This is a genomic window from Pseudarthrobacter sp. efr-133-R2A-89 (assembly GCF_030209315.1).
Lineage (GTDB): Bacteria > Actinomycetota > Actinomycetes > Actinomycetales > Micrococcaceae > Arthrobacter.
Genome location: NZ_JARVSE010000002.1, coordinates 170,693 through 192,234, shown reverse-complemented (window position 1 = coordinate 192,234; position 21,542 = coordinate 170,693). Strand labels below are relative to the sequence as shown.

Genomic DNA, 21,542 nt, shown 5'->3' with positions numbered 1-21,542 from the left:
GTGCCAGGGGTGGGATGCCGGGACATGATGCTTAGCCTGCGGAGCCGTCTTCCACGAGGTCGGCCTCCACAAGGACCGGGAACGGGGCCTCAGCCAAGGCCGCAGGTGTTGCCACCGTTGAGGCGGTAGATGTGCACCGCATTGCCGTCGCCGAAGGTGTCCGTAAAGGCATTCTCCGACACCGGCACCGAACGGTTTTCATCCAGCACTTCTGCCTGGTCCGGCCCGCCGCACCGAACGGAGAAGGTCACCGACTGGGGCCCGGGGCGCGTGGCTGCCGCCAAAACATAGAAGTGGCCCGCACTGGCCTTCACGGAGAAATCAACGTCCTTGCTGCTTGACGTCACGAGCCCTGTCACCGAACCCGTGTTCAGCGCCGGAGCCAGGGCGGTGACGAGCTTATTCACAGCCGCTACCGTAGGACGGATCTCGGTGCCGCATTCATCCCGGAGCACATGCTGGGACTGGCACTGGCCGCCAAAATTGTGGTTGAAATAGACGATTCCACGGGCGCCGTGGATGATGCTGCTCCAGACCGCGGACCGAAGCTGGGCGGGACTGATGGTGAGTGAATCACTTTCGGAAAACGGATGGCCCACCTCAACAAATGCCCAGACGGGTTTGGATCCCGCGGGCTGGACCAGGGACCGTACCCGGTCAACCGTCCAGCCGTAGTGGGCTCCGGTGCGGCATTCCGCGTCAGTGAGATCCCGCCCATCCGCGAAAACGGCCCCGCCCTCGACATGGCTGCAGATATAAGGATCCGTAAACCAGTAGTTATCCGCGGAGACGACGTCCTGGTAGCTGTTGACGAATTGCGCGGCCTGCGGATTCTTGAGTTGGAACGTAACGCCCTTGCCGTAATTGGAATAGAGCAACGCCCGGGGCGGGAAGAGTTTCACCAGCGCCTCCTGGACGGTGTAACCGCATTCGGAGTCCGCAGGCTCGCAGATCACACCTTCTCCTTGGGACTTGCCGGTCCACGAGGAGTTTCCCCCGCCCGCCCACATGTCCACTTCATCGGACACGACGAACCCGGAAGCGCCGGGGACCACCGTGGAAGGGAGGGCATGAAGGCCGCTGCTCCGCACCAGCTCCACATTCGAGTCATCGGTGAGTTGCACGTAGGTATTAAGGCCGGCACCGCGGTCCGCGGCGATATCAGATTCCTGCAGGACGCTTTCAAACCACACGCCCAAGGGAAAGTAGTTTGGCTCGGCCGGCAACGTCGGCGAGAACTTCCCGTAGAAGTCGGGGCCGCCGTCGACACCCAGCACGCTGACTCCTTCAGGAAGCGGATCTTGAGCCGATCCTGAGGACGCGGAGAAGGCGCTTGACGACAGGCAGGACGTTCCTAAAAGGCAAGTCAATAGAATTGCGGTTTTCTTGATAGATTTTGTGGAATTGCGCATGTCCCGGACGGTTTTTCCAGGTGCTTCGAACAGGGTTTTCATGGCAATTCCTGTCGTAAAATCATGGGTCAAATGTCATACTGGATAAAAGGGAAATATGCGGCGACAAGCAATGATTTTGGAGCTACGCTATCACCCTGAACATTGGGTGTATAAGGGTATTTCAACCCCGGCAGGAAGATTGGGGGGATGTGGGAAAGCATCTGCCAGCTCCATCCGTGCTGGGCCCGGAAGTCCGACTGGACGCCCCCTTGCGCGTTGATGGCGAGGAGCAAAAGCCACCGCTGCTCCTGCGGGTGACAGCTGTGGCCTGTTTTGTTTTCCCGTCCAACCTGGTTCTGGAACCGCTGGGTGCCGCCGGCTATGTGGCGCACATTCTTGCGTTGCTGGTTTTCGCCCTGTGGGTGACGTCAGTCATGCTCGGCCTCCACAAAACCATCGACCGGGAGCACCCCGGACGCTTCGCGCTGGCAGCCCTTTTCGCGGTGTCGTGTGCCTCCTACGCCGCGATGTACGTGGGTATCAGCGGGGGCACGACGGACGCGACACGTGCGAGTGCGGACCGTTGGATGTTGTTGATGGTCGCCTCGTCCGGCCTCGTGCTGGTAACCACGGAGACAACGCGGACCGTGGACGCGGCGATGATGCTGGTGCGTGCGCTCCTGCGCGGTGCCGTGTTCTGCAGCATGGTGGCGGCAATCCAGTTCACCACCCACGTGGATCCCATGGCATGGTTCCAGGGGGTCCTGCCCGGGTTCAAGGACAACGGCGGGAACCAGCCGTTCCAGGAACGCGGAAGCTTCCTCCGGGTGGCCGGCAGCACCTTCCATCCCATCGAGCTGGGGGTTATCGCCTCGATGCTCCTTCCCCTCTCGCTGTGGCGCGCACTGTATGACAAGTCGGGCCGCGCCTGGATGCATTGGACGGGGACGGGCTTCATCGTGTTCGCCATCGCCGCCACGATCTCCCGCTCGGCGGTCCTGGGCGTCCTGACCGTGGCACTGGTCTTCTTTCCGTTCCTTCCCTCCAGGTCCAGGCAGTGGACCGTCCTGGGGTTCGCCGGGGCTGCCACACTGCTCTTCCTGGCGGTTCCCGGATTTGTCGCAACGCTGTTTGGCTCCGTCACCGCGGGGACGGCCGATCCTTCCATCACCGCACGGCTCGAGGACTACCCCAGGGTGGAAGCCATGGTCTCGGCCCGGCCGTGGCTTGGAATAGGCCCTGGGGCGTACCTGACACGGAACGCCATCGAGGTCCTGGACAACCAGTACCTGAAAACCATCGTCGAACTGGGCGTGCCGGGGTTCCTTGCACTCCTGCTGTACATGGTTGTTCCCGGGATCGCGGCCTGGTTGGCGGCCTTCAACGCCAAAGAGGAACGCTTGAAGACACTTGCGGCCGCAGTCGCGGCCGCCTGCCTGGTGGCCGCCCCCGCGTCAGCCGCCTTTGACTCGCTGGGCTTCCCCGTCCTGGCACTCGTGTACCCGATATGCGTCGGGCTCTCCGGGACGGTCTGGCTGCTCGTAGCCGGCGAACGGCGGGCACTTGGCCCAACTACCAAGGAACAAGGCGCCAGCCTTGCAGAATCTGAAAGGCTCCCATGACTCCCGTCTCGGTTCTCAAAATCCTGTGGCGCCACAAGGTCTCAATGATTACCGTCCTGGTACTCACCCTTGCTGCGGCAGCCTACGTCTTCTTCTTCGCGCCCCGGAGCTACATGGCGTCGACGGTGTACGTCCTGGTGACTCCCCGCGTGCCCAGCGCGGAAGAAATGCGCACCGACCCCGCCGTTGCCGCCGCAAACTCGGACAACCCCTACCTGCGCTCGGCGGACAGTTCCCTGATCACACAGGTGATGGCGACGAAGTTGAGCTCAACCGACGTGGTCGACTCACTCAAGGCCGCCGGGTTGTCACCCGATTACACGGTGACGCTGCCGGCCACCACGGGGGCGGGCCAACTCATCAGGATGGAGGCCACGGGTCCCAGCCCGCAGCTGGCCATCACGACGGCCGAGGCCCTGGGCCAGCATCTCACCGTCAAACTGCGGGATGCGCAGAAAGTCAACGGGGCAGACGACCGCTACCTCTTCACGGCCCTCCAGATTGATCCGCCCAGCAAAGCGACAGAGCAATTCTCCAGCCGGCTCCGGTCGATGATCGTGGTGCTGATTGGCGGCGTCATCCTCCTGTTCGGCGCCGTCTCGATCGCCAGGATGGCGGAAAATTCGCGGGCTGCCCGGAACGACGCAGCAGAGAAGGGCAAGCCTGCGTCCCGGCGCAGGCGCTCCGCCGACCGCCACACCGAACCGGTGACAGTTGCGAACGAGGATCCGGACGGCGAACCCGGTGGCGGCAGCGATGTGGCGGCGCGGGCGGCGGGGGACAGGAAGCCCGCAAGGTATGCGGTGGATGAGCCGCCCTTCCTGTTGCCGCAGCCTCGGCTGGAGGACCTTTCCTTTGAGGAGCGACGCACTGATGTGCCCGTCAAACGCTGACCGGGAGGGGCGGGTCCCGGTCTCTGTCGTCTGCGTCTTCAACAACCCCGCAGTGCTCCAGGAGTGCCTTACGGCTTCCGTCGAGGCCGGCCTCCCTGGTGCCGTGGACCTCGAATACCTGCCCATCGACAATACGGCAGGGCAATTTTCTTCCGCCGGGGCGGCATTGAACCATGGCGCTGCCTTGGCGCGGAACGATGTGGTGGTCTTTGTCCACCAGGACGTCTTCCTGCACTCCATCCCGGCCTTGGAGAAGATCGCCGCCGCATTGATGGCAGATCTTTCACTTGGCATGGTGGGCGCAACCGGGATGACCGGAGAGGGCCGCCTCGTGGGGCGGATCCGCGACCGCATCGTTTTATCCGGCCATCAGGAATCCGGGCTGGCGGACGTGGACAGCCTGGATGAAGTGCTGTTCATGGTGCGGCGGGACCACATCCGCCGGCAGCCGCTCAGCGAGGAGCCGGATCTGTCCTGGCACGCTTACGCCGTGGAATACGGAGCCCGGCTCCGGTCCACCGGCCACCGCGTGGCGGTAGCCAACATCCCCCTGACCCATAACAGCCTCACCATCAATCTTGACCGTCTGGCCGAGGCACACCAGTGGATAGCCGGGGCGTATCCCGAGCAGTTGCCGATCGTGACGACGTGCGGGACAGTGCAGCAACGGCGCCGCGTACCCTCCATCCTCTCCGGCCTGGTGGACTCGCAGAAGTGGCGGTACCGGTGGCTCCGGGAATCGGTATCGGCGCACAAGCTCCGGAATAAAGCCCCGCTGCGCCCCGTCACAGTCCTGGGTGACCTGCGCCGCGACATTGACGATATCTGTGCCGCAGCGGGCGCAGGCGCTGCCACCGTGATCAATGTGCTCCCCGGCGGACCCGGAGGGCATGAACTGGGCGAGCCCCTGGAGCTGGGGCGGCGAGGTGTCCGGTTCCGTTTCCTTGCAGCGGACGAGCGGGCCGTCGCTGCCCTGGTGCGCGCCCAAGGGCCGGACGTCACGGTCGCCGTGACCAACATCAGCTTTGACACCGCCGGCGAAGTGGCCGGCGCCCTGTCGGGCCGGAAGGTCATCCTGGGATTCCACGAAAATACAGGGCCATGGCTGCTCACCGGCCCGGCGGTTGATGCGGCCGGGGAACACTACAGCACTCCCCGCTCGACACCCCTCGCTATGAGGGTTGGCTAAGGCGCCTGCGTGAGTCCGACACCCACGCGCGGCTATGGTCCGGTACCAACTGTGCCAGGCCCACATGGGGTGACTTCCGCCAGGCCGTCCACTGCCTGATGCGCTGGGCCGTTCCGAGGAAGGGCAGGATGTCCGCCCAGGCCGCATCCAGGCCGGCGAAGCCGGTCTCCTGCTGCACCAGCCCCACCAGCTGGTCCAGGGGTCCGTCCGCCCAGGGAGTAGGCCCCGGTGCGATCGGTCCGCTTCGCGCCAGGGCGGCCTCGGTGTAGACACGCTCCGCTGTCTTCCGCCAGGCTGAGGGGCTGTGACCTTCAACGATTGCCCTGCGGGTGTCCGAGCCCCGTGCCCTCCTGATGGACACCGCACCTGCCAGGTCCGCCAGCGTTGAGACGAAACCCGCCGGAGTCGAGGGCGTCAGGAGGAGGTCATCGAGGCCTGGTGAATCCGAGCCAAGGACCGCACATTCGGCCGGATGGCCCCTGTACGTCACCAGCGGCAGCCCGTGGGCACCGGCCTCCAGCATTGAGGTCAACGAAGCGAAGGGAAACGAGTCAACGTAGGCATCGGCGATGGACAGAAGCGACGAGATGTTGGCAAGCCGCCCGACGGCCCGGATCCTTCCATTGGTGGCAGCCGCCGCGGCAGCCCAGGCCCCGGTGGGGGAGGGGCCGGCCACGAGGAGGTGTGCATTCGGGCGCCGGAGCAGGAAGGACCGGAAGAGGCCTATCAGCGAGTCCGGGCCGACGGGATCGTATTTGCTGGCTGCCGCGGCGGACACCACGACGAAATCCGTTGCCGGGACCCCCCATCCGGTCCGCGCGGCCAGCGCCTTAGATTCCTCTGCGGGCCCGGCAGGCGCAAGTTCGAGCGGCCGGTTGGCCACCACACAGCGGCCGGCATCAACCCCGCGGCGGCGGACGGTCAGCTCCCGGCCGCTGGCCCGCAGGCAAAGGACGACGGCGGCCGCCGAGGTTCCCTGCCAAAAGACGTGGTCGGCATGGTTGACGTAGACGGCCGGAGGCGCTCCGGGGACACCCAACGCAAGGGAGGGGACGACGTCGTGTGGATGCGCGTGCACGACGACGACGCCAGCCGGGGCGATGACCCGGCGCAATGCTGCCGCCCGATTCATGAGCCCCCCGGGCCGGCGGTCCAGCAGGACCAGGTCACGGGGATCCGGCAGGCATGCCGCAATCTTGGCTGGACATTCGGTGCTGCCCTGGCGGGTGAGGACAACTTGGTGCCGCGAGCCAGGATCCTGGCTGATCCAGTGCGCAATGCTCTGGGTATGGCCGCCGGTCCCGTACAGCTGGGTGGCCACGTGGACCACAAGGCGCCTGGCATGACCTCCCGGGTCCGCGGGCGGAAGCTGGGGAATGGAGGACCGGAGCGTGCCCAGGACCTCTTCGAGTCCCTGGTGGCCGAAATACCCGGTGTGGTCGGTCCAGGCGAAACGGGCGGCAAGCTGTGCCTGCACCGCTGCCTGCTCCCACAGCCCTGCTGCTGCCAGACGGCCGGCAACCGCCACCAGGCGTTCAAAGATTTCCCGGTTACCGCTGATGCTCTGCAAGGCCCCCGCTCCTTCCCAATTTCTTCAACGTGGCAACGTCGGCCCGCTTGAACCAGAGCAGGCCGGCCATGACGGAGCCGGCAGCTGCCCCGGAGAGCAGGAGGGCCCAAGGGACGCCGAGGTCCATCCGGCCGATGAGGGCAGAGGCGGCCAGCAACGCTGCCGAAGCGGCCGAGGGCAGCAGCAGTTGCCGGATCACCCCGACAGGTGGGACACCCACGGCCCGCAACCGCCAGAGATACAAGGGCAGGACCAGCGCGGCGACGACGAAGAATTGGGCCATGGCCACCCCGGCGATGCCGGTACTGGCGCCAAGGAACAGGGCCGGTACCAGGGCCACCAGCCAGCACACTTGGATGGACATGATGGAGCCTGTCATTCCCGCAACCACCAGGTAGTCGTAAATCAACTCGAAGAGGATCCGGAATCCGGCCACCATGGCAAGCCAAAACAGGGCGCTGCTTGCACCCGCCCAGACGTCGCCGTACACAATGCGGACGACGGTTTCGGACTCTGCAGCCAGGAATGTGACGGCGGGGAAGACAACGCAGGACATCACCCCGATCAGGGCCGTGACTGTGGAGCGCATCCTTGCGGGGTCATGCTGCAGCCGGGCCAGGACCACCGGAGCCACGCTTCGGAGCGGCTGGGAGAACATGGTCACCGGCCAGCTCGACAGGTTGAAGGCCAGCACGTACATCCCCAGCATGACCGGACCGAGCGTACTGCCCGTCACCAGTTGGTCCAGGTAGCCGACGCAGAAGACTATGATGCTGGTCCCTGCCAGGGGCAGCCCGAACCGCAGCAACGGCATCAGGACGGTCCGGTCAAGGCCCAGCCGCAGGGGAAGCGGCGACCGGAGGACGAAGAGCACGCCCCCCGCCACCGTCCCCGCCAGCCGGCCAACAGCAAGGCTCATGGCACCCATGCCGGCCAACACCAGGCAAATCGAAACGATGGCCCCCACCCAGACATTCACCTGGTCGATCAGCATCTTCGTCTTTTGGTCAAAGGCCCGCTGCATCAGCGCGGCCGGTGTGGCGACCACCCCGCTGACCAGGACGCAGCACACCATGACCCGGACCACGTCGGTGGCGCCAGGGTCGCCCATGCGGTCCGCGAACCAGGGGGCGGCGGCAAGGCCGGCCCCGCAAAGCACCGCACTGGAAAGGATCGAGATGGTCGTCACGGTGGGCGCGATCCGTGCGGGATCCTCCGGCCACCTCACGATCGCGAGGCTGACCCCCAGCTCGTTGACGGTCAGGACCGCGAGCAGCGCCACCATGGCCACCGCGAAGCTGCCGTATGAGTCGGGACCCAGCAGGCGGGCCAGGACGATTCCGATTCCCAGCGTGCCGAACCTGGCCACCGCAGTGTTCAGCAGGCTCCAGCCCAGTGCGGAGGTGGCGCCGGACGCATGCCGCGACCCGCCCGGTTGCTGCCCGGCCTCCTGGACGGATGCCAGGCCGGGGCGCTTCACCGCCTTCCCCGCACTGACGACCTCAACGGACTACGGCTTCGTCACTGCGCATGACAACGCCCCAGCAACCCGTTCCTGCTGTTCGGCGGTGATATGCGGGAAGAGCGGGAGGGACAGGATCCGGCCGGCAGCATCCTCGGCCACGGGGAACGAGCCGGATGTCCGGCCCGCGTACGCCCCGCTGCGGTGCACCGGCACCGGGTAGTGGATTCCCGCCTGGATCCCGGCCGCGTGCAACGACTCGAGGACGGCGTCCCGGTGCCGGACACGCACCACGTAGAGGTGCCATACATCCGCGTTCCCCGGCGCCTCCTGGGGCAGCTCAACATCCGGCACATCCGCCAGCAACTCCGCGTAGCGTTCCGCCGCCGCCCTCCGGCGCATGTTCCAGCCCTGCAACCTCGCCAGCTTCGCTTTCAGGACCACCGCTTGGACGGTGTCCAGGCGCGAATTGAAGCCGATGGCGTCGTGCCGGTACTTCACCGAACTCCCGTGCGCACCCAACAACCTGACCTGGGCATCCACACCGGGGTCGGACGTCAGCACCGCTCCCGCGTCCCCGGCCGCGCCAAGGTTCTTGCCGGGGTAGAAGCTGGTCCCGGCGGCAAGGCCCCAGGTGCCCGCATGCCGGCCGAACCTTGTTGCGCCCTGGGACTGCGCGGCATCCTCGATGATCACCGCGCCGCAGGAGTCCGCAATAGGGATCAGTTTTTCCACGAACGCGGTTTGCCCGAACAGGTGCACCGGCACGATCGCCTGCGTGCGGGAGGTTACGGCGGCGGCGACGGCGTCGGGATCGACCAGGAGGAAGGAAGGGTCGACGTCGACAGGCACCGGGACTGCCCCGATCCGGCTGACCGCCTCGGCTGTGGCGATGAAGGTATTGGCCGGCAGGATGACTTCCCCGCCCGGCCGCACGCCTCCGGCACGCAGGGCAAGTTCCAGGGCATCCGTTCCGTTGGCAACGCCGGCGCAGTGCCGTGCGCCCAGGAAGGCGGCGTACGCCGCCTCGAACGAAGCAACGGCCGGCCCGCCAATGAAGGAGGCAGAACTCAGGACTGTGTCCAGTTCGGCCATCACCTCGTCATGGATCTCAGCCTGCTGTGCTGCCAGGTCCACCAGCGGGACTGCCTGTACCTCCACGTCGTAATTCATGAAATCCCCCCAACACTGAATCTTTCGCCGTCAATTTCGTGGGCCGGCACCCCAACCCACGTCTGTCCGTCAGGCACGTTGCTCAGCACCGCCGCTCCCATCCCTACGGTCGCGTAGGCGCCCACTGAAGTGCGTTCGCGCACGCTGGCGTTCATTCCCACGTAGGCTGCCCGGCCAATCCGGACTCCGCCGCCCAGCGAAACACCCGCGGCGAACGTCGCGAAGTCGGCCACGTCGTCGTCGTGCGTGAAGGTCACCGAGGGCATGGCCACCACGTGCGCTCCCAGGGTGACGGAGGCGGTGAGCGTGACGTTGCGGAGCAGGATGCTTCCCCTGCCCACCCGGCACCCTTCCGGGTACTGGACCGAGGGGTCGATCGCCGTCGCGTAGCGTGCCTCGGTGAGGCCCATGGCCGTAAGCCGCTCCACCACGGCTTCCCGGATCCTGCCGGAACCAATGCACACCAGGACAAACGCATGCGTGTACTTCGCGGCGTCATCGATGGTCCCCAGGACGGGTGCCCCGTCCACGGTGACGCCCGCCATCTCCTTGTCGTCGTCCAGCAGGCCGACGACGTCGTACTGGCCGCTGCTGCGCACCATCGCCAGGACTTCGCGGGCCAGGCCGCTGGCAGCTATCAGGATCAACTCACTCACGGGCGTATCCTGCTGCCGCGGCCCGGATGGTGCCGATGATCCGGTCCAGCCCTTCGTCGTCCAGCTCGTGGTAGACGGGAAGGATCAGGGTCCTGTCGTTGAGCCGCTCGGTTTGTTCTAGCAGGGAGCCGCCTGAGTTCCGCCACCGGTAGGCCGGCTGGCGGTGGGCGGCCATGATGCCCCGCCGTGCAGAGATCCCGGCGTCTGCCAGCCGCTCCATCAGCCCGTCCCGCGTGGTCCCGAAGCTGGGCAGCACCTCCACCCAGAACGACTGGAAGTTGGTGGTGCCGTACGGCGGGTCCGACACCAGCCGGAGGCCCGGCACCCGGGAAAGGCCGGCCACGTAGCGCGCCGCGATGCTCCGCCGCCGCTCCAGCACCTCAGGCAGCCGGCTTAGCTGGACTATTCCGACGGCGGCCTGCAGGTCCGTCATCCGGTAGTTGAACCCCACTTCCAAGTACACCTCCGGCGGGGCCAGGAGCGATCCGTGCCGGTCCGCGGCGGAGACGCTCATGGAGTGCTCCCGCAGGGTCCTGGCCCTTGCCGCCCAATCCGCCCTGTTGGTGGTGAGCATGCCGCCCTCACCGGTGGTGAGGATCTTGCGCGGATGGAAGGACCACACCGCCACATCCGCGCCCGCGCCCACCGGCCTGCCCTTGTACCTCGACCCCACGGCGCAGGCGGCGTCCTCGATCACCATGATCTCGTGCCGGTCGCAGAGTTCGCGGATGGGGTCCAGGTCCAGTGGCACGCCGCCCTGGTCCACCACAATCACGGCCCTGGTGTCCAGGGTGAGGGCCGCGTGGAGGGTTTCCGCCGTCACGTTGCCGGTGGCCGGGTCCACGTCGCAGAACACCGGCCTGGCACCGACATAGGTCACCGCGTTGGCCGTGGCAATGAAGGACAGGGAAGGGACCACAACGTCATCTCCGGGGCCGATTCCGGCCACGACCAGGGCGAGGTGCAGGGCCGTGGTGCAGCTGGAGGTGGCCACCGCATGGCGGACACCCTGGTATTCCGCGAATCGTGACTCGAACTCCTTGACCTTGGGCCCCTGCGCCACCCAGCCGGAGGCCACCACCTCGGCCAAGGCCCTTGCCTCCTCGTCGCCGAGCCAAGGCTTCATGACATTGATCCGGGCGAGGACTGGTTCGGCAGTCATCAGGCACCCACTTTCCGTGTGGCGGCAATTTCGTTGCGCAGCGGCATCCACCAGCTGACGAGTTGGCGCAGTCCTTCGTCGAGTTCCACTTCCGCCTTGAAGCCAAGGTCGCGGGCGGCCGCGGACGTGTCGGCTAGCCGGCGCACCACGCTGTTCACCTGACGTGCAGGGCCGTGCTCGACGCTGAGCTCCGAGCCCATGACCCGCAGCAGCGTGCGGGCCATGTCCAGCAGGCTGGTCTCCGTCCCGCTGGCCACGTTGTACGTGCCTTCGGCAATGCCGCTGCCCGCGGCCAGCACGTTGGCCCGGGCCACGTCCGCCGTGTAGATGAAGTCCATGGTCTGGAGGCCGTCGCCGAAGATCAGCGGCGGCTGCCCGTCCATGATCCGTTCCATCCACCGCACCAAGACCTCCGTGTACAGGCCGTGGACGTCCATTCGCGGCCCGTAAACGTTGAAGTAGCGCAGAATCACGTAGTCCAGGCCCGTCATGGCACGGAAGCTCCGGGCCATCCCTTCGTTGAAGGATTTTGCGGCGCCGTAGAACGTGTCGTTGTTGGCGTGGTGGTGCCGTTCCGTGGTCGGGAACTCCTCGGCCATCCCGTAAACCGACGCGCTGGAGGCGGCCACGAGCTTGGCAACCTTGTGTTCCGCAGCGGCCTCCATGACGTTGAAGGTGCCGTCCACCAGCACTTCCAAAGCCAGCCGGGGTTCCTCAGCGCATTGGGTGATCCGGATGGCCGCCTGGTGGAATACCAGGTCCTTGCCTCGGGTGAGGTCATGGACCAGGTCGCGGTCCTGGATGCTGCCCTGCACCAGTCCGACCTGCCCGGTGGCCAGGGCGCCGGAGAGGTTGTCCAGCCTGCCGCGGACCAGGTTGTCCAGGACGTCGATGCGGCGGACTCCCGCGGCCAGCAGGGCGTCCACCAGGGTGGAGCCGATGGTGCCGGCACCGCCGGTGACCAGGACGTTGGCGCCCTCCAGGGTGCTCACCGGGCCCCCTCCAGTTCAGCGCCGGTGCCGGCCATCGCGGCACCCGCCACGGGGGTTGGCCGGCCGTCCAGGGTCAGGCTGCGGGTGACCGCTTCGAGGACGGACAACACCCGGAGCCCGGAGGCGCCGCCTGTCCGAGCCTGCCGTCCGGTGCGGATGCAGGAGGCTAGTTCCTGTACCACCTGGCCGAGGGCCTCACGTTCGGGCAGCGCCGGGGACCACGTGTCCCCCAGGCGGTAGGAGACGGCGGTGGACGCCTTCTCGCCTGCCGTTCGCGGTTGCCGGTCCAAGCTCACCCCGCGGTCGTAGACGCTGAGCCGCTGCTGGGGGTTCAGGTCGTCCCACACCAGCGTCCGCAAGGATCCGCCGATCACCATCTGGCGGATTTTCGTGGGACTGAGCCAGTTCACGTGCACGTGGGCGGTGGCATCGTTGAGGAGCCGGAAGTTCAGGTGCCCCACGCAGTCGCGGCCGGTCCCCAGCGGGTCCGCCCCGAACGCCGAGACTTCGGCGGGGTTGAGGCCGCCCGGGAGGACGAAGTCCAGGATGGACAAGTCGTGCGGGGCGAGGTCCCAGAAAACGTCGACGTCTGGCTGCACCAGGCCCAGGTTGATCCGGGTGGAGTCCACGAACAGGATCTCGCCCAGGGATCCGGACTGCACCAGCTCCTGCATCTTCAGCACCGCCGGGGTGTAGCAGTAGGTGTGGTCCGCCATCAGGACCAGGCCGTTCGCCCGTGCTTCGGCCACCATTTCCAGCCCGTGTTCCCTGCTGTCCGCCAACGGCTTTTCCACCAGGACGTGCTTTCCGGCGCGCAGTGCCGTCATGACCGCGCCATGGTGTGTTCGCGCAGGCGTCGCGATTGCCACGGCATCGACGTCGAAGCTGTCCAGGAGTTCGTCCATGGACTCGACGCAGGGTATCTGCCCCAGCGTGTCCGCCAGCTTGCGGGCCCGGTCGATGTCGAGGTCGCAGATGGCCACCAGGTCCCAGTCCGGGCTGGCCTGGAGGTTGCGCGCCAGGTTGGGACCCCAGTAGCCGGCTCCGACGACGGCGATGCGGAGTTTCGGTGCAGGTTGCGGGTGGTTGGCGGAGTGGAAGGGACTGCCGAATTTTCTCATGTCATTTTCTTCCCATTTTGTGAGTGTGTCAGTAAGCGCCGGACGGCCGGACGACAGCCCGGAACGTCCGCCAAAGAATCAGGAGGTCACCGGCAAGGGACCAGTTTTCGACGTAGTAGAGGTCCAGCCGGACCGCTTCTTCCCACGCAAGGTCTGAGCGGCCGTTGATCTGCCAGAGGCCGGTGATGCCCGGCTTGATCAGCAGCCGGCGGTGGGTGTGGCGTTCGTAGCCGCTGACCTCCCGGTCCAGCGGCGGGCGGGGACCCACCATGCTCATGTCGCCCAGCACCACGTTCCAGAGCTGGGGGAGCTCGTCGAGCGAATATTTGCGCATCCAGCGGCCGCAGCGGGTGACCCTTGGATCGTCCTTCATCTTGAAGAGCACCCCGGCACCCTGGTTCTGCTGGTTCAACCCTGCCAGCCGCGCCTCGGCGTCGACCACCATGGACCGGAACTTGTACATCCCGAAGACGTGGCCGTCCTTGCCTATCCGGGCCTGCCGGAAAAGGACCGGGCCGGGGCTGTCCCGTTTCACGATCAGCGCCAGCACCACGAGGACGGGTGAGAGCACCAGGAGGGCCGCCAGCGCCGCGGCCACATCCATGATCCGCTTCATGGCGTGTTTTGCCCCGCCATACTGCGGGATGTCCACGTGCATGAGGGGCAGGCCGTCCACTGGCCGCCAGTGGATGCGGGGGCCGGCAACATTGGTGAGCGTTGCTGCGAGGATCAGCTCCGCGGAGGACTCCTCAAGTTTCCAGCCAAGCTCGCGGATAAACCTGTTGCCGCCCGGCAGGGGGCCGGCGATGATCACCGAGTCCGCGTCGGCGAGGCGGACAGTACGGGCAATATCGTCCGTCGAGGACAGGACCGGCACCGTGCAGCCGTCCACCCTTAGTCCTGCGCCGCGGCGCGCCCCCGGAAGGCAGGCGCCCAGGATCTCGTAGACAGCCCCGGACTTGCGGACCTGCTGGACCACGTACCGGACGTCCTCCGGCTCGCCTACCACCACGGCACGGGAGAGGTGGCGGCCCTTGGCCTTTTCGGCGGTCAGGCGGCGGCGGAATGCCCGCCTGTTGAGCGTCAGGGCCGCCAGGCCAAGGGGAAGGGACACGGTCACGAACGCGCTGGCACCGTGGACGGAAAAGATCACGGCGGCGAGGGCCAGGAGGCCAAAGATGCGAAGCGTGGCAGCGGCCACCCGCTTGTACTCGTCAGCGCCGATTCCAAGCACTTTCGGATCCCTGGTGTGATAGATCTCCAGCGCCGCCAGCCAGGTGGCCGTCAGCGCGGCGGCCGCGGCAGCAGCGCCGCCGTCCCTGGGACCCTCGGGCGAGAATCCCGCCTCGGACAGCAGGAAACCGGCATAGGCGGAGAGCATGACAAGCACCGCGTCCGCGGCCCGGAGGAGGTTGGTGTGCCGGTTGATCCAGGCTGCCGTTGCCTTGCGGGGCCGGGCATGCGCTGCGGGAAGAATGGGGGCTGCCGGTGGCAGGGGAAACCGGGTTCCTGCGGTTTCCCCTGCCACCGGCTGCTGTGTTGCCACCCGCTGTGCAGCAGCGGGCGGAACAAGCCAGTCGAAGGCTGAACGTCGGGTCCTGACAACTGGTATCTCTGCCATGATTACCCTTTCGGTCGTAGCGCCTGTCCCCTGGCTGTGAAGCAAAACTAGCCGCGGAAAGTCGGCTTTGAAGGGGGCCGGCGCGGCCTTTGTGGGTCTTGCAAGGGAAGGCTGCGGAAACTGCGGGTACCGCAACCGAAGGGATTTTGGCTACAAAACGGGCAGCACGTAGGGTTCCCTGGCGGCTGGCCCCTTGTCCGCCGCGAGGGCGGTGAGCTGGGCCCGGGACTCGACGCCAAGCTTTCGGTAGATGGCAGTCAGGCGTACTTCCACGGTGCGCACCGAGACGTACAGCGTGGCGGCAATTTCCTTGTTCCGCATGCCGCGGGCCACCATTTTGGCCAGTGAGCGCTCGTGGTCTGCGAGCATCAGCAAGGCCGGGTTGCCCTGCTGCCGGACCGGTTCCACGCGTTCGTCCAGGAGCAGGGCATCCACGTGCTGGGTCCAGGCATCCGCCCCTGCCTCGTCGAACATCACCTTGGCCCGGAGCAGGGCGTCCCGTGCGTCGCGCAGCTTGCCGAAAGCATGGAGCCGCTCCGCGTAGCACATCAGTGTCCTGGCGTGCTCCAGCATGTGCCCGTTCCGGCCCTGGAGGGCCTGGGAGAAGAGCTGCAGCGACTGTTCGCCGTCGGCCAGCATGGCGCGGCTCCGGGTTACGGCCATCATCAGCCAGGGGGAACGCAATCCTGCGGACCGGCCCTCGAGGCGCATTAACGCCTGGGTGGCCTCATGGTGCCGGCCAAGGCGGATGAGCACTTCCACCAGGTCGGCTTCGCACCGCAGGAGGGTGGGGTTGCCGAACCCCATGCCGATCTCGACGGCCCGCGACAACTGGGCAACGGATTCCGCCAGGTCACCGCGGAGCAAGGCGAAATGGCCCTGGCAGGCGGCGAGCTGGGCGGTAAGGGCCGGGTGGCTGTCCGCGCCCGCGTACCGGTGGGCCTCGACGGCGTGCGCCTGGGCGCGTGCGGCATCGCCTGTGGCGTAGGCGCGCCATACCCGGTAGTAGTGCCGTATGCCACGGTGGTATTTGATTTCCGGTTCGGTGCGCTCCAGGTCGTCGATCAGCGTGACTGCGGCGCGGACATTCCCTGCCCTGATTTCGTTGTCGACTGCCATCAGGGCTGCGGTTTCGCGCCAGTTGACGTGACCGGGTTCCGCCGAGCCCCGGAGCATGGCAAAAGCCTCCTGGGCGCTCTCATAGTGCTCGGCGTAGGTCAGCGCGCGGCCTTGGACCAGGAGCCCGGCGACCCGCGCGGTGCCGGATTGCTCATACTTGGAGGCAAGGTTCGCGGTGTTGCCGCTGATGGATTCCACGAGGGTGGCGGCCCGGCCGGCAATGGCCAGGCACTGTGCGGAGGCGGAGCCTTTGAAGCCGCTGCCGCACCGGAGGAGTTCGGCGGCGTCCTTCAACTCCCACCGCTCGGCGTAGTAGAGGGCTCCAATGGCCAGCAGGCCCGCCGCGTAGGCGGGATCGTGCTGGCCGAACTCCTTCACGAGGCGCAGCACCATGCTGGAGCGCACGGCGGCGCCCTGGGCGAACTGGATCTCGAAGGACAGGCCGGTCAGCCGCAGGATCAGCGCCGGATTCCGGGTCACCCGCTGCGCCCATTCCAGGTAGCGCCGGGCATAGACGAATTCACCCCGGTTGAACAGGAGTTCCGCCAGCGTGGTGAGGCGTGCCGCCGTTTCGGCTTCCCAGGGGTTGATGGTCAGTGCCCGTTCGATGTACTCCACCGCGAAAACCACCTCGCCGCCGCGGATCAGGTCGACGGCGTGCCGGAGCAGCTGGAACGGGGTTTTGCGTTCCAGGGCGGTAAAACTCAGGTGCCACCTGCGGGCGTAGGGGTCGGTGTTGTTGGATGCTTCCGCCAGGGCACGGTGGTTGGCGGTGCGCACCGCAGGGGTCATTGCGTTGAAGACGGCTCCACGGAGCAACTGGTCGCCAATCCCAAGGTGCGGCCCGGTGCGCTTGACCAGGCCGGCGCTGAGGAGCTCGTCCACGCTGGTCCACACCTCGTGGTCGATCTTTTCGATCGTGGAAATATCGCTGCGGTAGGACAGCGCCAGCAGGTCCAGGACGCCGCGGGCGCCGGGGGTCAGGGCACCCACCACTGACGCGTACTCGGCGTCAAAAGTTCCCACCGATGCGAGCGGGACGGGCAGGGCGTACTTTCCTTCAGCGTGCCTGTCCATGAGCTGTTTGTAGAGTTCGACGGCGGCAAGCGGGTTGCCGCGGGTGGCTGCGGCCACCGCGTGGGCGGCCGCCGTCGTGGTCCGTTTCGTGGGGATGCTTTCCAGCACCCGCACGGTGTCGCTGTAGGTGAGCGGGCCAAGCTGCAGCACGGGCAGGCCGCTGAACGGGCCTTCGGGCAGGTCCGCCCGGAGTCCGAAGACCAGGACGACGTCGGTGCCGGTGAGGCGGCGGGCCAGGAACCCAAGGACTTCCTGGCTGCTGTGGTCCAGCTGGTCGGCGTTGTCGATCACGATCACGGTCCTGGACGACGAGCGCTGGTGCAGGCCGTTCAGGAGCATGCCGGACACGGCGGGTACGTTCAGTTCTCCGGCGGTGTCGCGGAGAAGATCGTCGGCGATCCGGTTGAGGACGGGATCATCCATGTTGTTCAAGAGCGCCGTCAGTCCGGACAGCGGCCAGTCCGATTCGGCGGCGCTGGCGGCCATGAAGACGGTCCGGTAGTCGGACAGGGTGGGGATTTCGGCAAGGAGGGCTGATTTTCCGGTTCCCCTGCTGCCGGCGATGGCCAAGGCAGCTTCCTTGGGTCCGCGGACGACGGACAGAATTCGGTCCAGTTCTTTGTTCCGGCCCACTAGCGGCATGGCGTTCCCCATTCGTCGAAGAAGGAGACCGCATTCTTGCACTGCCAATTCAAGGTTGATTCACGCGCCCCAGCGCGGGTTCATCCGGTATGAGTGAATATAGCCCGGAGCGAACTATTCCACCACAGTGTAAACGCTGGATTTCATCAAGATTTAATGCAGCTATTGCTCAAGAATGCATATAACTCGAGATGTAGCGAATTTACTTCGCCATTTTCTGTATTTCGTCAAACGGCAAAGAGCGGCCCCGGGGCCCGGTATGGTGCCCCCGGAACCGCTTTCCTTGTCGCTCGTCGGGTATGCCTAGGCTGCAGGCTTGAGCGCCGTCCGCCAGGCAACAACCGCGCGGGCGGCACTCAAGCTCCAGGTGGCCGTCCCGCTGGCCCCCGCCGTGGCCTGCGGTTTGTCCGCCTGCTCGGCAATCTGGCCGGCAGCGGCCTCCCAGCGTTCGGTCCAGCCCGATGGCGCGGTGACCACCGGAGCACTGCAGTCGCAGCCCACTCCGCCGATCAGCATGGCGCCATTGGTGGCCGTGGTGATGCTGCCCACCGTGATGCTGGTGGCGGAGTAGCTGGTGTCAGCCGCCGTCACCACCGGGCTGTCCAGCGGCGTGGTGTTGTTGACCCCGCGGTATGCGGTGATGCCGCCGCCCCACTTTGCCGCCGAACTGAGGGTCCAGTTGTAGGTGGCCGGGTCGGAGGCACCCACCACCTTGTAGAAGGCGTAAGCCCGCGCTCCGGAGGTGGAGGATGCGTTGATGGACTGCCCGTTGACGAGCGCCGTCCAGCCGGCCGGCGCCGTCAGGCCGGGGTTGAGGTCCACGGTGATGGCTGCAACCAGGACGTCACCGGCGGAAGTGCCGGCGGGAACCGCCAGCGAAGCCGTGGTCACGGCGGTGCCCGAGTTCGCCGTGTTGGCGTTCACCACAGTGATCCCGCCGGATGTCGGCGGCGGTGGTGTGCTGGTGACGCTGATAGTGGCCGTCGCGGAGGACGAACCCGTGCTGTTGGTGGCCGTGAGCTTGGCGGTATAGGTCCCGGCCGCCGCGTAGGAGTGGGCGGGATTCTGGACTGTTGCCGTGCCGCTGTCGCCAAAGTCCCACGCCCAGGATGTAGGCGTGTTCGTGGACGTGTCCGTGAAGGTGACGTTAAGCGGCGCCGTGCCGGTGGTGGGGTTGGCGGTGAACGATGCCACCGGTGCCTGCCCTGCCGGCGGCGGAGTGCCGCCCAGGGGCCGGTCGGAGAACCAGTAGCGCTTGGCCACGTTGTCGCTGGCCATGACAACCAGGCCGGTGGTGTTGTTCACGCTCTGCTTGCTGGTGGTGACGTCGTTGATGTTCGACGACGACGCAGCCTGCATGATCGGCGTCCCGCGGCCCGACCCAAAGACAGGATTGTCCATGGAAGCGGTCTTCTCGTAGATGCTGCCGGCAACGCCGGAAAACGCGCAGCCGGACGCCGAGGTGGGCGGTGCCGTGTGGAATGCCCGCACCAGGTTGTTCTGGGTATCCAGGACGATCTGGGGGCGGGAGACGCAGTCCCCGGTGGTGGCAATGGTGGACTGGGTGAAGGCGCCGGTGCCCGGCTTGAAGACCAGCAGGAGCAGTTGCGGCAGTGTCTTGTTGGAGGACGTGTCGTTAAGGCTCGTCTTCACCGCGGCGAAAACCCGGCCCGAGGTGTCTGCCTGCAGGGTCTTGAGGTTCAGGTGGTCATCGGCCTGCCCGTTGCCCCTGATTGCCGGCTGGAGTTTCCAGTTGGAGTTTGCGGGTTTCCCGTCGGCGTGCGTGGCCCACCACATGGTGTCCGTCCGCTGGTCGCTCCACATGACGCCGATCTGGCCGCCGCCGAACGCCACCACCGCCGAAATATCATCAGGCGCCGGATTGGGACTGGCCACCGGGAGGACGAACGGGGTACCCCACGTGGCGCCATTATTGCTGGAGTAGTTCACGTAGACGGTGTTGGTGAAGCCGGACGTCGAGTTCCCGCCCACCTGTGTCCAGGTCGCCCAGATTCCGCCGATGGAGTCCGCGTCGATCGTCATGGATTCACTTGAATTGTTGGTGATCGTGGAGGGAAAACCGCTTTCCAGCGTGTACTTGCCGCCGGAATAGCTGTACCGGTAGAGCTTTGCCGGCTGGCCGGAAAGCGAGGGTTTGGGAGTGCCGTCGGTGCTGACGGTTACAACATGCGAGGCGATGAACAGGTGGGTGCCGTCCCAGAATGTATCCGCGAGCGTGCTGCCCCTGGTGTCGTTCACGGTTCCGGTGTCCACCCAGCTGTTGGAGGTCCGGTCCAGCCGGTAGATACTCCACCCCGTGCCGGTCTTCCACATGTCCGCCCACCAGGAGCCGTCGTTCCACCACAGCTTGCTCTGCGGTTTGTCCGATGTGGGTGGATTCGCCACCCCGGAGTAGGCCATGCCTTGGGTGCCGTAGACGGTGTCGGCCACAGCGGCCCCGGGTACGCCGAGGATGGAAGCTGCGAGAACGAGTGCGACGACGAGGGCCTGGCCCATCCGATTGGGGAAGTGTCTGAGCTTCATAAGGGAACTCCTGGGGCATGAGGAAAAGTTCAGGGGACGTCTGCCCGTTGGCCCAGAAACAAAGAGCTCAAGCCCCCAAGTACCGAGAAGCGTAAGCCCGAACGCCGCCGCGGGCAATGCGGGTGGCATACCTAAATGGGGGTTATTTGCCCTCCCCTACCTAATGGATTCGGGTGCGCAGTAATCCCCTATACCTAATCCGAACGGCAAACACCGAGCCCTCTACTTGCCTAACAGGGGGTAAACACCGGGTAAAAAGTGAGTACCTACTACTCGTGATACCCGGATTAGGTAGGGGGTAGTCTTCCGGGAACGGCCAGAGGATTGGCGATGGGTTGCTGGGGGATCAGCGACCAGACCATGACCGGATCAAGCGTATGTGCCGCGGCGAAACCGCCGGCGGCATTGTCCAGAATCCGAACTGTCATGAAGTGGTGAGGCAATTGTCGATTTCGCCCCAACTGCCGGCTTTGTTTTCCCAGCCGGGACTCTTATTTCCACAAGCTTCAATCAGCGTTGTTATTCCCACGTTGAACGAGGAAAAGAACCTTCCCTGGGTTCTGCGCCGGATGCCCTCTTATGTCGATGAAGTGGTGATCGTGGACGGGCGTTCGCAGGACAACACCGTCGAAGTGGCCAGGGCACTTCGCGCGGACGTAGTGGTGGTCAACGAACCCCGGAAAGGCAAGGGCGTGGCCCTTCGTTCCGGGTTCGCGGCCGCCAGCGGGGACATCATCGTCATGCTGGATGCCGATGGCAGCATGGATCCGCAGGAGATCGGGTGGTTCGTGGCACCCCTCCAGCACGACTTCGATTTCGTCAAGGGATCCCGGCACGTCACCGGCGGCGGGTCCGAAGACCTGACCCGGCTGCGGAAGGCAGGCAACCGGGCGCTGACGGGACTTGCGAACGCCGTCCTGCACAGCAACTACTCGGACCTCTGCTACGGCTACATCGCCTTCCGGCGCGAATGCCTGGAGGTGCTGGAGCTTGAGTCCGACGGTTTCGAAATCGAAACCGAACTCATCGTCCGGGCCGCCAAGGCGGGACTGCGGATCGCCGAGGTCCCCAGCCTGGAGCTGGACAGGATCTCCGGTGCCTCCAACCTCCAGACCTTCCGGGACGGGTGGCGCGTGCTGCACACCCTGGCCCGGGAATGCGCCGTGTGGGAGGCGCCGACTGCCGGCGCACGCCCCGAGGCCCTCCGCCGCGTGAAGTACACCTATTCCAACGTCCGCTTCCCGCGCCTGCCCGTGGACCCGCATAGCGTCCTTACTCCGGCGGTGAGCCATCATGCTTGATCGC

Annotated in this window: 15 protein-coding genes; 4 read left to right on the top strand and 11 right to left on the bottom strand. The window is 66.0% G+C overall.

Going from position 1 to position 21,542, the window contains the following annotated elements:
• Positions 1-89 precede the first annotated feature (89 nt).
• A complete protein-coding gene (locus QRM95_RS03665; protein ID WP_285246499.1) occupies positions 90-1,277 on the bottom strand; it encodes a hypothetical protein in 1,188 nt (395 codons plus the stop codon).
• A 440-nt stretch (positions 1,278-1,717) separates the two neighbouring features.
• On the opposite strand from QRM95_RS03665, the gene QRM95_RS03660 reads away from it, so the two are divergent.
• From QRM95_RS03660 to QRM95_RS03650, 3 genes are read left to right on the top strand one after another with little or no spacing between them, the layout of a single operon-like run.
• A complete protein-coding gene (locus QRM95_RS03660; RefSeq protein WP_285246498.1) occupies positions 1,718-3,016 on the top strand; it encodes an O-antigen ligase family protein in 1,299 nt (432 codons plus the stop codon).
• Complete coding sequence (locus QRM95_RS03655) at positions 3,013-3,909, top strand: Wzz/FepE/Etk N-terminal domain-containing protein (RefSeq protein ID WP_285246497.1); 897 nt, start codon at positions 3,013-3,015, stop codon at positions 3,907-3,909. The genes QRM95_RS03660 and QRM95_RS03655 overlap by 4 nt, the downstream gene beginning before the upstream one ends.
• Entirely contained in the window at positions 3,890-5,098 is a 1,209-nt protein-coding gene (locus QRM95_RS03650) for a glycosyltransferase (protein WP_285246496.1), read from the top strand. Before QRM95_RS03655 ends, QRM95_RS03650 begins: the two co-directional genes overlap by 20 nt.
• On the opposite strand, the gene QRM95_RS03645 is transcribed toward QRM95_RS03650, so the two are convergent.
• The 10 genes from QRM95_RS03645 to QRM95_RS03600 form a co-directional block, all read right to left on the bottom strand.
• Positions 5,082-6,668, bottom strand: a complete 1,587-nt coding sequence (locus QRM95_RS03645) for a glycosyltransferase family protein (protein ID WP_285246495.1) — start codon at positions 6,666-6,668, stop codon at positions 5,082-5,084. The two genes, QRM95_RS03650 and QRM95_RS03645, sit on opposite strands and share 17 nt — an antisense overlap.
• Positions 6,649-8,148 (bottom strand): lipopolysaccharide biosynthesis protein, encoded by a 1,500-nt coding sequence (locus tag QRM95_RS03640; RefSeq protein WP_285246494.1) that lies wholly within the window; start codon positions 8,146-8,148, stop codon positions 6,649-6,651. Before QRM95_RS03640 ends, QRM95_RS03645 begins: the two co-directional genes overlap by 20 nt.
• Positions 8,149-8,178: 30 nt before the next feature.
• The gene (locus QRM95_RS03635) at positions 8,179-9,303 is read right to left on the bottom strand and encodes a DegT/DnrJ/EryC1/StrS family aminotransferase (protein WP_285246493.1); all 1,125 of its coding nucleotides are present in this window, start codon (positions 9,301-9,303) and stop codon (positions 8,179-8,181) included.
• Positions 9,300-9,959 (bottom strand): acetyltransferase, encoded by a 660-nt coding sequence (locus tag QRM95_RS03630; protein ID WP_285246492.1) that lies wholly within the window; start codon positions 9,957-9,959, stop codon positions 9,300-9,302. The genes QRM95_RS03635 and QRM95_RS03630 overlap by 4 nt, the downstream gene beginning before the upstream one ends.
• Positions 9,952-11,121 carry a DegT/DnrJ/EryC1/StrS family aminotransferase gene (locus QRM95_RS03625; RefSeq protein ID WP_285246491.1) on the bottom strand — a complete coding sequence of 390 codons (1,170 nt, stop codon included), beginning with the start codon at positions 11,119-11,121 and terminating at the stop codon, positions 9,952-9,954. Before QRM95_RS03625 ends, QRM95_RS03630 begins: the two co-directional genes overlap by 8 nt.
• Positions 11,121-12,113, bottom strand: a complete 993-nt coding sequence (locus QRM95_RS03620) for an NAD-dependent epimerase/dehydratase family protein (RefSeq protein WP_285246490.1) — start codon at positions 12,111-12,113, stop codon at positions 11,121-11,123. The genes QRM95_RS03625 and QRM95_RS03620 overlap by 1 nt, the downstream gene beginning before the upstream one ends.
• Positions 12,110-13,234, bottom strand: coding sequence for a Gfo/Idh/MocA family protein (locus tag QRM95_RS03615; protein ID WP_285246489.1), 1,125 nt, complete (start codon positions 13,232-13,234; stop codon positions 12,110-12,112). The genes QRM95_RS03620 and QRM95_RS03615 overlap by 4 nt, the downstream gene beginning before the upstream one ends.
• 28 nt (positions 13,235-13,262) lie before the next feature.
• Complete coding sequence (locus tag QRM95_RS03610) at positions 13,263-14,855, bottom strand: sugar transferase (protein WP_285246488.1); 1,593 nt, start codon at positions 14,853-14,855, stop codon at positions 13,263-13,265.
• A 150-nt stretch (positions 14,856-15,005) separates the two neighbouring features.
• Entirely contained in the window at positions 15,006-17,693 is a 2,688-nt protein-coding gene (locus QRM95_RS03605; RefSeq protein ID WP_285246487.1) for a helix-turn-helix transcriptional regulator, read from the bottom strand.
• Between the two features lie 303 nt (positions 17,694-17,996).
• A complete protein-coding gene (locus QRM95_RS03600) occupies positions 17,997-20,237 on the bottom strand; it encodes a PKD domain-containing protein (RefSeq protein ID WP_285246486.1) in 2,241 nt (746 codons plus the stop codon).
• Between the two features lie 431 nt (positions 20,238-20,668).
• On the opposite strand from QRM95_RS03600, the gene QRM95_RS03595 reads away from it, so the two are divergent.
• Positions 20,669-21,538: a glycosyltransferase family 2 protein gene (locus tag QRM95_RS03595; RefSeq protein WP_350223874.1), complete on the top strand. Its 870-nt coding sequence runs from the start codon at positions 20,669-20,671 to the stop codon at positions 21,536-21,538.
• The last annotated feature ends 4 nt before the right edge of the window (positions 21,539-21,542 follow it).

Excerpts from the sequence above, each read along its gene's own strand:
- QRM95_RS03655 (WP_285246497.1), top strand. The coding sequence starts at position 3,013 with ATGACTCCCGTCTCGGTTCTCAAAATCCTGTGGCGCCACAAGGTCTCA.
- QRM95_RS03650 (WP_285246496.1), top strand. The coding sequence starts at position 3,890 with ATGTGCCCGTCAAACGCTGACCGGGAGGGGCGGGTCCCGGTCTCTGTC.
- QRM95_RS03635 (WP_285246493.1), bottom strand. The coding sequence starts at position 9,303 with ATGAATTACGACGTGGAGGTACAGGCAGTCCCGCTGGTGGACCTGGCA.
- QRM95_RS03625 (WP_285246491.1), bottom strand. The coding sequence starts at position 11,121 with ATGACTGCCGAACCAGTCCTCGCCCGGATCAATGTCATGAAGCCTTGG.
- QRM95_RS03615 (WP_285246489.1), bottom strand. The coding sequence starts at position 13,234 with ATGAGAAAATTCGGCAGTCCCTTCCACTCCGCCAACCACCCGCAACCT.
- QRM95_RS03610 (WP_285246488.1), bottom strand. The coding sequence starts at position 14,855 with ATGGCAGAGATACCAGTTGTCAGGACCCGACGTTCAGCCTTCGACTGG.
- QRM95_RS03605 (WP_285246487.1), bottom strand. The coding sequence starts at position 17,693 with ATGCCGCTAGTGGGCCGGAACAAAGAACTGGACCGAATTCTGTCCGTC.
- QRM95_RS03600 (WP_285246486.1), bottom strand. The coding sequence starts at position 20,237 with ATGAAGCTCAGACACTTCCCCAATCGGATGGGCCAGGCCCTCGTCGTC.